The organism is Nostoc sp., from assembly GCF_036919555.1.
Taxonomy (GTDB): Bacteria; Cyanobacteriota; Cyanobacteriia; order Cyanobacteriales; family Nostocaceae; genus Nostoc.
The window spans coordinates 26,186-39,399 of sequence record NZ_JBALCS010000100.1; the positions used below are offsets into that span (position 1 = coordinate 26,186).

The window sequence follows — 13,214 nt, forward strand, 5'->3', positions numbered from 1 at the left end:
GCGCGTTCACGAAGTGTCTCGAAGAGAAGGGCGCAAAGTAAGAGAATAGAGAGAACATGATTATTGAAAATAGTGAAGTTGTGCTGTCAGTAAGGAATCTGACGGCTAATGTTGATGGAACACCGATTCTCAAGGGTGTAAATCTTGAGGTGCGATCGGGTGAAATTCATGCGATTATGGGGCCGAATGGTTCTGGTAAGAGTACCTTTTCTAAGGTGTTGGCTGGGCATCCAGCATATCAGGTGACTGGCGGTGAGGTGATTTTTCAAGGGCAAAATCTGCTGGAGTTGGAACCGGAGGAACGGGCTAGAAGTGGCGTGTTTTTGGCGTTTCAGTATCCGTTAGAAATTCCGGGTGTGAGCAATTTGGATTTCTTGCGGGTAGCGTACAATTCCCGACGCAAGGCGCAAGGTTTAGAGGAAATAGACGCTTTTGATTTTGACGATTTGATTGAGGAAAAACTGGATGTGGTGAAGATGAATCCCAGTTTTCTCAGTCGGAGTTTGAATGAAGGGTTTTCTGGTGGTGAGAAAAAGCGGAATGAAATTCTGCAAATGGCGCTGCTGGAACCAAAATTGGGAATTTTGGATGAGACTGATTCGGGTTTGGATATTGACGCGCTCAGAATTGTGGCGAATGGGGTAAATCAACTGGCAAGTCCTGAAAATGCCACAATTTTGATTACTCACTACCAACGGTTACTCGATTATATTGTGCCTGATTTTGTGCATGTGATGGCACAAGGGCAGATTATTACCAGTGGTGGCAAGGAACTGGCACTAGAATTAGAGTCTCGCGGTTATGACTGGGTTCTGGCAGAATTTGCAGCTGCTGAGGTGGGTGTGTAATGAGTATTCAAGTTTCTCCCAGCACAATTCCTAACTCAAATGTAGTCAGTTTGACATCTACTCTGTTGGATAAAGATGCCTACCTAACTGAATTATTAAATCTGGTAATCCCATCAAAAATAGAGGGGTGGTTACAGAATTTAGGTGAAGGTGCTGCTAATTGGGTACGCCACTCGACTATCCCGACTACCCGCGAGGAAGAATGGCGGTTTACTGATTTGTCGTCTCTGCGAAAGGTGCAGTTTAATGTAGAGACGGGAAATTTTGCATCTTTACAATTTGATATTTTGCCAGAAGCAGCTAATAGTCGTTTGGTTTTTGTCAACGGCGTTTTTGCACCCGAGTTATCCGCAGTTACAGATTTACCACCTGGTATTGTGGTGAGTAATTTGGCTGGCTTATCTGTGGTTGAGCAGGAAGGTGTAAAGCAGTATTTAGCTCAAGCTGAGGGAGCGCAGGAAGTTTTTACGGCTCTCAACACGGCTGGGATAACTGATGCAGCTGTGGTGTGGGTGAAGAAGAATGTGGTAGTTGAGACGCCAATTCATTTGGTGTTTATTTCGGTTGCTGGGGAGACACCGACGATTTCACAGCCGCGTTGTTTGCTGGTGGCGGAAAGTGGTTCGCAGGTGAGGTTGGTTGAAGAGTATACGAACCGCCAAGACGCCAAGAGCGCCAAGGAGATTTATTTCACCAATGCGGTTACGGAAGTTTGGGTGGGTGATAATGCTGAGGTGAGTCACACTAGGGTTGAGCAAGAAGGTGCAGAGGCTTTTCATATTGGGAAGACTGCGATCGCACAATCTCGTGATAGCCGATATACTTGTCATGCCATAACTTTAGGTGGTAAGCTGTCACGGCATAATTTAGAAATTTTGCAAACTGGTGAGCAGACTGAAACTACTCTCAATGGTTTGACGATGGTTTCTGGTAAGCAGTTGGCTGATACTCACAGTGCGATCGCACTCAATTATCCTCACGGTATAAGTGACCAATTGCATAAATGTATTGTAGGCGATCGCGCTCATGCAGTGTTCAATGGTAAAGTTTTGGTACCCAAACGGGCGCAGTTGACAAATGCAGTCCAGATGAATCGGAATTTGCTGTTATCATCTAAAGCCAGGGTTGATACTAAACCCCAATTAGAAATTACTGCCGATAATGTCAAGTGCGCTCACGGTGCTACCGTTAGCCAATTGGAAGATGATGAAATATTCTATCTGCAAAGTCGGGGAATTGATGAAAATGATGCTAGGAAGTTGTTAATTAACGCCTTCGCTGCTGAAGTCATCAACAAAATCCCGGTTCCCTCTCTGCGAGAAATCCTTTTAAACACAGTCAATAATCTTAAGTCCCTGACTAATGACTAATGGCTAATGACTTAATGACTAATAACTAATCTACCAATGACTTTCATAACTACCAAAACCCTTGCTGATAAAGTTCGCGCTGATTTCCCGATATTGCATCAGGAAGTCAACGATAAACCCTTGGTTTATCTCGATAATGCGGCGACATCACAAAAGCCTTTGTTCGTATTAAATACCCTCCGCGATTATTACGAGCAATATAATGCTAATGTGCATCGCGGTGCCCATGTTCTGAGTGCTAAAGCTACTGATGCTTATGAAGGTGCTAGAGACAAAGTTGCTAAATTTATTAATGCTGCATCGCGTCAGGAAATCGTCTATACCCGCAACGCAACTGAAGCGATTAACTTAGTAGCCTACAGCTGGGGCATGAACAATTTGCAGCCGGGAGATGAAATTATTTTCTCGGTGATGGAACACCACAGTAATATTGTACCTTGGCAATTGGTGGCGCAAAAAACGGGTGCAGTACTGAAATTTGTCGAACTAACACCAGAAGAAACTTTTGATTTGTCACAGTTTAAAAAGCTGATTTCCGACAAAACAAAATTGGTGTCAGTAGTGCATATTTCTAATACTTTGGGTTGTATTAATCCAGTGGAAGAAATTGGTGCGATCGCTCACAAATACGGTGCTAAATTCTTAGTTGATGCTTGCCAAAGTGTCCCCCATATACCTATCGATGTGCAGCAAATAGATTGTGATTGGTTGGTAGCATCGGGTCATAAAATGTGCGCCCCAACTGGGATAGGATTTCTGTATGGCAAGTTGGAATTACTAGAATCAATGCCACCATTCTTTGGTGGTGGTGAGATGATTGCAGAGGTGTATTTAGACCATTCCACCTATGCAGAATTACCGCATAAATTTGAAGCTGGTACACCTGCAATTGGAGAAGCGATCGCTCTTGGTGCTGCGATCGATTATCTTAGCAGTATCGGCATGGATAAAATCCACGCCTACGAAGCAGAATTAACAGCTTATTTATTCCAACAATTAGAGCAAATTCCCCAAATTAGAATTTACGGTCCCAAACCAAATGCTAAAGGGGAAGGTAGAGCCGCTCTTGCGTCATTCACCGCCGGGGAAGTCCACGCCAACGACTTATCTACATTATTAGATCAAGAAGGCGTTGCTATCCGTTCTGGACACCACTGCACTCAACCATTACACCGTTACTTAGGTCTTCCTGCAACCGCACGAGCAAGTCTATCTTTCTACAATACCCGTGAGGAAATTGATATTTTCATCAAAGCACTGAAGGAAACTCTGGACTTTTTTGCGGGTTTCCTTGATTAAAGTTACAAAATATTCAGATACTAATTGTGCAAAATATCAGCAACATATCTTGCTAATATTTTGCACAATTTAATTATTAGTAATAAATTAGACTTTTAAAATAACCTCTTAAGTTTGGATTATAAAATTTAATAATTAGTATTACTAAATTCAACAGATTTGACTTTCTAGTTTTGATTTTAATTGTCATGATTGGTCTTATATATTTACCTATAATGCTCAAAACTATGGCGCGTCCAGGAAATTTATGACGAGCGATCGCTATAAACGCTAGACAAATCCAGCCAAATTGGTAGCCCCAGTTTTTCTAAATAACTCAGGCTAAAGTAGAGTTGCTTTGTTCTCCCCCACAAATCCAAGTCAAACCAGCCGTCATCTTGCGTATCGGGTTGAAGTCTAGCACTGGTGATATTGACTGTTAATCCATAACGAGAAACTAACTCCGAAATCACCGGTTCTTCGTAATAGGTTTTTAAGACGCACATTTGCAAGCGCAATCGATTGGTTTGACCCAGAGAAATCCATTGCTGGAATTGTTCTTGCCATTGATTTGTCAGCGATGCAGAGTCTTTGGGACTCACTTGGGTAGCTGGATTTGGGAAAGGTAAAGGGTGCTGGTTGGTTTGAATCTGGTTAGCGATCGCTAGTTCGAGCAAATTCACTCCCAATCCTTGCAAGTAAGATAGACTATTTATCAGTTTTTGGGGATTTCCCGAAAGTTCCAAATCAAACCAGCCATCGCTGTCACTATCTGATGTCAGGGATGCAGCTTTGATATTGACGGTTAAACCATAACGAGATACCAGTCGGGAAATTACAGGTTGCCTGTGATACCTCTGAGGTACGAGAATTCGGCTGTGGACTGAAGCGGGTTCTACTGATTTTGTGGGAGACATCAGATTAATTCCCAATAGCGATGCCTACGGTGGTCACTGAGCTTTGGCGCTACGCAATTTTTGGGTTCGGCAGAGAATCTTGCTGATCCCGTGCCCCTACAACTTAACTTTGCCTGCTTGGATGTCAGCCTCATAGAGATTTTCATATTTTGGCTTTTATTAAACTACTGTAACTCTATCGATTTAATACATCTAATTGTTATGTAAAGGACAATCTCACAAAGTTCGCAAAAAAACAATGGGTAAATTCACGTAAAATTATGCTCAGGCGATCGCCCTACTCATTACCAAGCGATTAAAGGTTCCCGAAGTCAGGTTAGAGGATGTTTTAAGAATTTTGTTAGATTTTAGATCATAGTGGGCATACTGCAAGTATCAAGTAAGTAGCATCGAAATAGGGAAAACAGTATGTTCACTACACTGCCGCAAGAAGAAATTACATCATTGAAGCAAAATTTAAGACGTGAAATCAGTAAACTATCAGGTGCAGCAGATAATAATATACCTAAGTATATTTGCATCAATAACCTGAATTCAAAGCTAGAAAGATTAGAAGAAATCGAGAAAATCCTTAGTATAGATAAATATAAAATTGTTTTTATAGGTACTATTGGTAAAGGAAAAACTACAGCCATCTGTCATCTTTTTAACTTAATTAGCGACATTAAGGGTTCCAAGACAATTAATGGCAAAACTAAAGATGTAATCGAAACTAAAGAGTTATTGTCAACGGGAGCAGGCAGAACTACTATATGTGAGGTAATTATTAAGGCATCTGAAAAAACTTATATAGAGATAGAGCCTTATACAGTTGATGAGATGGAAAATCTTATTTTTGACTTCTGCGATTCTATTGCCAATAAAGATAATCCTCAGTTAGAACAGAAAATAATTATTTCTCAAGAAATTGAGAGAGCTATTAGGAATATTACTGAACTCAAAATTAGTTATAAATCATCACCTCCCACTGACAAAGCTAAAGAAGTATTCGATGAATCAAAAGACGAATTAAAGGAAGACTTAAGATTAGAGTTCCTTAAAAAAACTGCACTGAATAAGGCAAACCTTGAATCTAGAACTACGACTACAATTGAATTTGACAACCACAGTAATGAGCAAGTATGGATCAGAAATATCTTTGCTAAAATCAATAACGTAGAGTTCAAAGAATTTGCTATTCCGAGAAAAATATATCTTTATGTGAGTTATGATGTTTTATCTGGTTCAAAATTGTCTGAGTTCGATTCAGTCGTTGATACCAAAGGACTTGATGAAAATCCAATTCGTAAAGACTTACAGAAATATATTGACAGTCAGGATACCATCTGTCTCTTTGTAACTCCCTTTAATGATGCTCCTGAAAATAATATTATGAAATTAATAGCTTATCATCTTACATCTAAATCAAAAGACTTTCATCATAGATTTGTAACTTTGGTGTTACCTCATAAAAATGAACCTGAAAAAATGAATGGATGTGATGGCGATTATGATACAGGAATTCAAATCAGAAATGAACAAGTTCAAGCTACATTCAAAATTTCTAATTTAGATTTTTTTCCAAAAAATATCTTGTTCTATGATTCCTTGAGATACTATCGTGATGACATAGTTAAGCTCAATGAAGACTGCGATCAAGAAGATGTACAGGCAGATAAAAATGAATTTATCGAAGCTATAGCGGGTGTAGTAGAACGTAGGCGAAATATTTTATTAGATGAAATCAAGGCTATCAAAGAAAGCTCGGCGAAAATCAAAAATGGTAATGCTTTAACGGAATCAGAAATCAAGGCAATTGAAAAAGCCATTAAGAAGATAAAGGATTTACAGGATTTAAGTAAAAGAGTAGCTGGTTTTGTTTATGAAAATTTTATTGATGAATATGTTAATAAATACTATCGCACGGTTTATCGAGCATGGAACACGAAACACGCTATCCATAGAAACTTCGGTTACTATGAGCCAAGAGATATAGATATATATTACGATGCAAAGGTTATTGCTGAGGGGATAGATGAGGATAAAATGTTGAAGAAATTTACCAAAGAAGTAAAACAGGAATTAGAAAATATCCTCAATGAGCTTACATCTGCGAATGAATCTTTGAAAACATTTATCCCTGAATTAATCCAACAATTTTACGGTTTATATGACGATTTTATAGACGAAGTAGGCACAAAAATTGAAGAAGAAGTCACGAAAAAACTATTACCTCGAAGCAAGGATTCTGAGTTTTGGAATGCTCTAATTGCTGAGAAAGGTAAGGAACACAAGAAAGGCGAAAATTATACACGTAATGTATGTCTGATATTTCAGCGAGAACTAGAAAAAGAGACAAACTTAAATACATTCTTAAAAAGCCAAGCTGAAGAACATTGGAATGAATTAGTTACCGAAATACTAGACTTTTTTGGGCAGAAATAGACAATTTCTCAATTGCACATTTAATACATGGTTTAGGGCGCAATATAATTGTGTCCCTAAAACTATTTTATCCACCATTAGTTGCTACCACAAATATATGACTGATTTACAACAAGAAATATCTACAAAATTCAGTAAATATACAAAAGATTATCAAGAATATATAAAATGTTTGATTAGGGGAATACAAATTCCAATTAATGGAAGACCAGAGGAATTAGTTAGACAAATATTTATTCATTTTCTTATTAAAGAAAGTGGGTTATTTCCAGATATCATCAGTATCCAAGTTGAGGCTAATAATCATGATGTAGAAATATACAAAAAGCAAAATAATAATAATTTCAAGCCACATCAATCTCCTTTGATAATTATGGAAGTAAAACGAGAAGATGTGAATTTAAAAAATCATTATAATCAGATTCAAAGGTATCTAAAAAAATCTGGTTGCGATATTGGAATTTTGTATAATTATCATGAAATTATCGCCTTTACTAAAAAAGATGATCAGTTTGAAATTAATCATCTCAAAAGTCTTAGAGACATACAGGCATTAATTTTACAAAGCAATAATAATAATGATGATTTATTATATTTTGAAAAAGCTCAAAACGGAAATTTTGATAGTTTTGCTTATTTAATTAGGAAATATGGTAAATATACAACTAATCAAGTAGTTTTTAAAGTTAAACAACAGCAATCCCAAATAGAAGGATATTTCTTCAATATACAAGGAAATAAAGTTTACTATGATGTATGTGGTAAATATTCTCAAAAACAACAAAATTTTGATTACCAAGATTTTGAAAAACTAATTTATATTGCTTATTAAAGAAAAACCTAACCCCCTTCCCGACGCGGGAAGGGGAAAAATTCAAAGTATCTCCCCTTTTAGAAGAGAGATTTAGAGAGAGGTTAACTCTTACCAATCACTTGCTTTAGTGTCATCCCAGACTTCCAACTCCAAATCGTGGAGATAGGTTAACCCACTCTGAATTTGTGCATCTGTTCCTTGTAATTCAAGGTCAAACCAACCATCACCGACAGCATTGGCTCCCAAAATCGCTGCCGTGATATTCACAGTCAGTCCATAGTCAGACACCAGGCGAGAAATGACCGGTTCCTGGTGATAATCCTTGGGAATTCTGAGGCGAATCCGTTTATTGGTAAGTGTATTATCAGTAGCCATATCTGAATTATTTCAATCCCTGATAAGGATTGGTACAGAACTACCCTTAACCCTAATGGTAATTTCCTGATAGCTAATAGGTAAATCGTACCATGTCCGATGATTTGCTTGTATCCTATTCAAAGGATAACTATAATCGCTTGATTTTTCTATTCAACATCTTTAATGCGGGTTTTCCGTTCTAAAAGCTCCTTCAGCACTAAGGTTACTACTGCTAGCAACCCTAACAGTACAGCCGCAGAGAAAGCAGATTCGGTTTCGTATTGTTTGTAAGCGTCTTCTACAAATAGTGGTAAACTCTGGGTTTGGTCAGCAATGTTGCCAGAGACCACCGAAACCGCCCCGAATTCACCCATTGCTCTGGCATTGGTCAAAATTAAACCGTAGAGTAAGCCCCAACGGATACTGGGCAGGGTGACGCGCCAAAATATCTGCCAATCTTTCGCACCTAGAGTTCTAGCAGCTTCTTCTTGATCCTTACCAAATTCCTCTAAAACAGGAATCACTTCTCGGGCCACAAAGGGCATACTCACAAACGCTGTAGCCAGTACCATACCTGGAAAAGCAAAGACAATCTTGATATCATGTGCCTGGAGCCAAGAGCCAAACCACCCATTCCGACCGTAGAGCAGTACAATCATCAATCCTGCTACTACAGGTGAAATCGAAAAAGGCAGGTCAATAATGCTCAAAACTACGGCGCGTCCAGGAAACTTATGACGAGCGATCGCCCAAGCTGCACATAGCCCAAATACTGTATTTATAGGCAGAGAAATCAAAGCCAGCAACAGTGTCAGCCAAGCTGCATGGAGAAAAGCTGGTCGCGTCAGGTTGGATAGAAATGGCCCAACTCCTTTGCTGAAAGCTTGGATAAAAACGTTGATTGCCGGAATGTATTGAACCAGAGCTAAATAAGCGATCGCTATACCAATTAAAACTATTGGTACCCAATTCTTCTGCTCTTTAGGCTTGGCTATATCTGTATCAGACCCAGAAGATGAGTGAAAACTTGGCTTATCTACTGTCATATCGCCTTGCCCATGCTTGTAATAAATTAATTGCCAATAACAGTACTAATGAAATTGATAGTAAAACTATGCCAATTACTGTTGCACCAGAATAGTCATACTGCTCTAATCGTTGGAAAATCAGCACAGGTGCGATCAAATCTTTATAGGGCGTATTGGAAGAGATAATCACAGTCGAACCATATTCCCCAACTGCACGGGAGAAACCCAAAGCAACACCAGTTAAAATTGTCGGAAATAAAGGTGGCAAAATCACTTTCCAGAAGGTCTGCCATTCAGAAGCACCCAGACACCAAGCGGCTTCTTCAATTTCACGTTCCATTTCCTGAAGCACGGGTTGCACAGTTCTGACGATAAAAGGTAGTGAGATAAATATCATTGCCACCGCTACTCCCGTGCGGGTAAAAGACACCTTAATTCCCAGTGGTGCTAGTAGCGAACCTATCCAGCCATTATCGCTGTAAACTGTTGCCAGGGTTAGCCCTGCTACTGATGTTGGTAGTGCAAATGGTAAATCCACTGTCGCATCAATCAACCGTTTTAAAGGAAAGTTGTAGCGAACCAGAACCCAAGCAATCAGAGTCCCAAATACGCCATTGAGTAAGGCAGCAAATATTGCTGTAAAAAAAGTTACGTTGTAAGTGGCTAATGCAATATCACTGGTTGCGATCGCCCAAAATTTCGCCGGAGTTTCCGTACTTGCTTTCAGGAACATGGCAGCGATCGGGATAAACAACATCACTGTCAGGTATCCTATGGTGATTCGCCAAGTCCAAGGAACCCGCCCCAATTTCTTCCAGAATGGTGTTTTGCGTTCAACTTCCAAAGAAGGAGATACAGTCGTCATAGTCAAAAATTCAAAATTCAAAATTCACAAGAAGTTTTGGCGTTGCTGATTGTGGTATGAAAAATAATTTTGCATAATTTCAAAATCTTTGTAGAGACGTTGCATTGCAACGTCTCTACATCCAGATTCATCCCTCGATTCATCAACACCGAAGTTTTTTGCCAGTTATCGGTTGTTTTTTCTACTGGCTACCGACCATTGACTAATGACTAGATTACCGTTTAATTTGCGCTTGAATCTTATCAAACACGCCCCCATCTGCAAAGAACTTCTTATCGATTGCTCCCCAACCACCCAAGTCTACAACTGTACCGAGAGTTTTCACCTTGGGAAATTTGTCTGTGACTTCCTTAGTTTGAGCTAAAGTCTCATCTACCGGTCTGAATCCCAATTTTACAAACTCTTGCTGTGCTTCTGGGCTATAGAGGTATTTCACAAAACCTTCAGCAACTTCGCGGGTTCCGTGCTTATCGACGTTCTTATCTACTACAGCGATCGGGTTGTCGATGGATATATTCACATCGGGAACGACATACTCAACCTTCTCGCCCTTTTGCTGTGCCAAAATAACTTCGTTTTCGTAGTTTATTAAGACATCTCCCTGCCCTTGCTTGGCAAATGTATCAGTCGCTTCCCGCGCATCTTTAGGCAAGATTGGCACATTTTTGTAAACTTTAGTCACAAATTCAGTAGCTTTGGCCTCATCGCCACCTGTTTTAATCACATAATTCCATAGTCCTAAGAAATTCCACTTAGCACCGCCGGAAGTTTTGGGGTTAGCAGTAATCAACTTTACACCGTCTTTGGCTAAATCTTCCCAGTTCTTGATGCCTTTAGGATTGCCGGAACGAGTGACTAATGCTGCCACAGATTTGGAGACAATACCATTGTTGGGAACTTCTTTTTCCCATCCTGGCTGAATCAATCCAGCTTTCTCAATCTTTGAGGTATCTCCAGCCAGCGCCAAGTGGACAACATCTGCTTCCAAACCATCGATAACGGCGCGAGTTTGGGAACCAGAACCGCCATAGCTTTGCTTGAAGACGACAGTTTGGTTATGATCTTTCTTCCACTGTTGTACAAACTTAGGAATAATCGCTTCGTGAGCCGCTTTGGTAACGGCAAAGGAAACGAGAGTTAGTTCAACATTATCCTTGCTTGCAGCAACAGGACTAGCAGTAGGGGTTTCAGAGGAAGAATTACTCCCAGTTCCACCAGAGCAGGCGGCAAGCGCCATACTCAATACGGTACCTACTAAAAAGAGTGATACAAAGCTTTTGAGCGAATTCAGTCTGAACCGATATGTTCTATGTTCAGCGATCGCTTGTAACCTTTTCAGTGGGCGTTGCCACAAACTCATTCTATTTCCTCCACTAAATGTACAGATAATTGATGGGAATACAGTTATATAGTGTTTATAATACTGGATAATTCCATGTATCTAGTTGCAAACACCAAAAAACCTCACATTCTTTATCAAGAATATGGTGATTTTACCAGTTTTGTAAATAATTACAAATGCTTTTATTTTCAACTCTCAAGTTTTCATCGCAATCAGCTACCTAGTGTATCAAGCAAAGTGCTAGGGAATAGCTAATTTTTGGGGACAGTCTATTCTAGCGATCGCTGAAGTGAAACCCTTTTAAAACCTCGTTTCCAGGTCTAATATCATGTCCGCATAATTAGTTACGATTCCCACAGTCATTGCACCCCACACGCCAGATGCTCCACTTAGGGAGACCCCTCTGAGCGCTGGCTCCCCTTAATCCCCTCCCCGCTCTTCAGGAGGGGAGACAAAGCATAGCTTTGACGGGGTGGGGTTCTTCGGGTTTAATAAGCAATCAAGCGGACATGATATAAGAAGGAAATGCTTGTCTTTACGGCTCTGCGGCGAGGAAGTAAGGCTCTGCCTTACAGAGGGCATTCCTAGTCAGAGACTAGGAACGAGGCAATATCTCAAAGCTTTTTTTGCTTACTAGTTTTTACCTTAAGTTGACACGTAATAACTATTACTGTGTCCCTAAATAGCGAGTCTATTTACGTGAAAATAGCTGTAAATTACTCAATATGAAAAGTATGAAAAACAAAACCCATCTAGAAATTATCTAAATGGGAAAAATCGAGCAACTAGTTATTCTTAACTGAATGCATATTTCAGAGGTAATCCGTCCTGAAAAACTAGTAATTCTCCTGGTTGGATTTGTGTCCAAACTTCGTTGTCAGTCAGGGGTGTGGTAGCAATAACAGCAACGCGATCGCGTTCAGTAGTCACCTCTCGAAAATCTACGGTCATGTCTTGATCAATTAAATGGGCAGCTGCAAAGGGCGCTTGGCGAATAATGTAGCTGAGTTTAGTTGAGCAATAAGCAAAAAAGTGTTCTCCATCTGATAACAAGTAATTAAATATACCTGTATTTGCAATTACATCACTAATTTCTTGCAGCACAGCGTACAGTTTTTTGATGTCAGGCTTACCCTCAGAAAAGCGCGATCGCAATGTTTCTAGCATCATACAAAATGCTTTTTCACTATCGGTGTCACCTACGGCTTGATAAAAGCCCAAATTTTCTGGATCAAAATCTGGCAAATTACCATTGTGGGCAAACACCCAATACTGACCCCACAATTCTCTGCGGAAAGGATGGCAGTTGTGTAGGGCAACTTCACCCTGAGTGGCTTTGCGGATATGGGCTATGACATGGGTCGAGTGGATGGGATAACTCCGCACCAACTCGGCTATAGGAGAAGCAACAGAAGGTTGGGCATCTAAAAACATTCGACATCCCTTTCCTTCAAAGAAAGCAATGCCCCAACCATCGCTATGATCATCCGTTTTTCCTCCCCGTGCAGAAAACCCTTCAAAAGAAAAGCAAATATCCGTTGGAACATTGCAATTCATTCCGAGTAATTGGCACATAATAACGCCATAGCAATAGTTTCAGCAATTAAGAAAATTATTCATACCATTGACGTACTATCTTAGAGCTTTTTGTAAATTTAAAACGTATTTAACCTGACATTTTTCGTTAGCTCAAAAATACTATTGATGTACCAAGGGCATACATCCCATCTTTACACCAAAAGTTCTCTAACCGATAGTCCAACAACTCTAATTATAACTAAAGCGTTTGTAATGAGTTATCGGATAACCAATGTATAGGCACTTTAAAGACAAAAAGACCAGCATCCCACAGCTGGTCTAGAAAATCTTTTTTTGCGTTGTCTTCTCAAGAGAGTTAAAACCCAATTGCGCGTTCCCAAAATGCAAGGGGCAACTTTTCTTAACAATATTGTAACATCCAACACAGATTTT

11 protein-coding genes are annotated in these 13,214 nt (G+C 39.8%); 5 read left to right on the plus strand and 6 right to left on the minus strand.

Annotation, left to right across the window (positions count from 1 at the left end; all coding sequences use genetic code 11):
- Window positions 1-56: 56 nt before the first annotated feature.
- The 3 genes from sufC to V7K36_RS28165 are packed head-to-tail and all read left to right on the plus strand — an operon-like array spanning window position 57 to window position 3,517.
- A complete protein-coding gene (gene sufC, locus V7K36_RS28155; RefSeq protein WP_335120959.1) occupies window positions 57-848 on the plus strand; it encodes a Fe-S cluster assembly ATPase SufC in 792 nt (263 codons plus the stop codon).
- The gene (gene sufD / locus V7K36_RS28160; protein WP_335120960.1) at window positions 848-2,218 is read left to right on the plus strand and encodes a Fe-S cluster assembly protein SufD; all 1,371 of its coding nucleotides are present in this window, start codon (window positions 848-850) and stop codon (window positions 2,216-2,218) included. Before sufC ends, sufD begins: the two co-directional genes overlap by 1 nt.
- Window positions 2,219-2,254: 36 nt before the next feature.
- Entirely contained in the window at window positions 2,255-3,517 is a 1,263-nt protein-coding gene (locus V7K36_RS28165; protein WP_335120961.1) for a cysteine desulfurase, read from the plus strand.
- A gap of 245 nt (window positions 3,518-3,762) precedes the next feature.
- On the opposite strand, the gene V7K36_RS28170 is transcribed toward V7K36_RS28165, so the two are convergent.
- On the minus strand, window positions 3,763-4,413 hold the full coding sequence (locus tag V7K36_RS28170; protein WP_334831004.1) for an NIL domain-containing protein: 651 nt from the start codon (window positions 4,411-4,413) through the stop codon (window positions 3,763-3,765).
- A 408-nt stretch (window positions 4,414-4,821) separates the two neighbouring features.
- Between V7K36_RS28170 and V7K36_RS28175 the strand changes: the two genes are divergently transcribed.
- On the plus strand, window positions 4,822-6,837 hold the full coding sequence (locus tag V7K36_RS28175) for a hypothetical protein (protein WP_335120962.1): 2,016 nt from the start codon (window positions 4,822-4,824) through the stop codon (window positions 6,835-6,837).
- A 97-nt stretch (window positions 6,838-6,934) separates the two neighbouring features.
- Window positions 6,935-7,669 carry a type I restriction enzyme HsdR N-terminal domain-containing protein gene (locus V7K36_RS28180; RefSeq protein WP_335120963.1) on the plus strand — a complete coding sequence of 245 codons (735 nt, stop codon included), beginning with the start codon at window positions 6,935-6,937 and terminating at the stop codon, window positions 7,667-7,669.
- A 90-nt stretch (window positions 7,670-7,759) separates the two neighbouring features.
- Here V7K36_RS28180 and V7K36_RS28185 read toward each other — a convergent pair whose 3' ends face one another.
- The 5 genes from V7K36_RS28185 to V7K36_RS28205 all read right to left on the minus strand — a co-directional run bounded on the left by V7K36_RS28185 (window position 7,760) and on the right by V7K36_RS28205 (window position 12,818).
- The gene (locus V7K36_RS28185) at window positions 7,760-8,026 is read right to left on the minus strand and encodes an NIL domain-containing protein (protein WP_196523851.1); all 267 of its coding nucleotides are present in this window, start codon (window positions 8,024-8,026) and stop codon (window positions 7,760-7,762) included.
- 149 nt (window positions 8,027-8,175) lie between these two features.
- Window positions 8,176-9,054, minus strand: a complete 879-nt coding sequence (gene cysW / locus V7K36_RS28190) for a sulfate ABC transporter permease subunit CysW (protein ID WP_335120964.1) — start codon at window positions 9,052-9,054, stop codon at window positions 8,176-8,178.
- The gene (gene cysT, locus V7K36_RS28195; protein ID WP_335120965.1) at window positions 9,041-9,901 is read right to left on the minus strand and encodes a sulfate ABC transporter permease subunit CysT; all 861 of its coding nucleotides are present in this window, start codon (window positions 9,899-9,901) and stop codon (window positions 9,041-9,043) included. Before cysT ends, cysW begins: the two co-directional genes overlap by 14 nt.
- 214 nt (window positions 9,902-10,115) lie before the next feature.
- Window positions 10,116-11,261 (minus strand): sulfate ABC transporter substrate-binding protein, encoded by a 1,146-nt coding sequence (locus V7K36_RS28200; RefSeq protein ID WP_335120966.1) that lies wholly within the window; start codon window positions 11,259-11,261, stop codon window positions 10,116-10,118.
- 777 nt (window positions 11,262-12,038) lie between these two features.
- On the minus strand, window positions 12,039-12,818 hold the full coding sequence (locus tag V7K36_RS28205; protein ID WP_335120967.1) for a class II glutamine amidotransferase: 780 nt from the start codon (window positions 12,816-12,818) through the stop codon (window positions 12,039-12,041).
- Between the last annotated feature and the right edge of the window lie 396 nt (window positions 12,819-13,214).

Bases quoted from the DNA above. Each gene is read 5' to 3' on its own strand.
- V7K36_RS28175 (WP_335120962.1), top strand. From the start codon at position 4,822: ATGTTCACTACACTGCCGCAAGAAGAAATTACATCATTGAAGCAAAAT.
- V7K36_RS28180 (WP_335120963.1), top strand. From the start codon at position 6,935: ATGACTGATTTACAACAAGAAATATCTACAAAATTCAGTAAATATACA.
- V7K36_RS28185 (WP_196523851.1), bottom strand. From the start codon at position 8,026: ATGGCTACTGATAATACACTTACCAATAAACGGATTCGCCTCAGAATT.
- V7K36_RS28165 (WP_335120961.1), top strand. From the start codon at position 2,255: ATGACTTTCATAACTACCAAAACCCTTGCTGATAAAGTTCGCGCTGAT.
- sufD (WP_335120960.1), top strand. From the start codon at position 848: ATGAGTATTCAAGTTTCTCCCAGCACAATTCCTAACTCAAATGTAGTC.
- V7K36_RS28205 (WP_335120967.1), bottom strand. From the start codon at position 12,818: ATGTGCCAATTACTCGGAATGAATTGCAATGTTCCAACGGATATTTGC.
- V7K36_RS28200 (WP_335120966.1), bottom strand. From the start codon at position 11,261: ATGAGTTTGTGGCAACGCCCACTGAAAAGGTTACAAGCGATCGCTGAA.
- cysT (WP_335120965.1), bottom strand. From the start codon at position 9,901: ATGACGACTGTATCTCCTTCTTTGGAAGTTGAACGCAAAACACCATTC.
- cysW (WP_335120964.1), bottom strand. From the start codon at position 9,054: ATGACAGTAGATAAGCCAAGTTTTCACTCATCTTCTGGGTCTGATACA.
- sufC (WP_335120959.1), top strand. From the start codon at position 57: ATGATTATTGAAAATAGTGAAGTTGTGCTGTCAGTAAGGAATCTGACG.
- V7K36_RS28170 (WP_334831004.1), bottom strand. From the start codon at position 4,413: ATGTCTCCCACAAAATCAGTAGAACCCGCTTCAGTCCACAGCCGAATT.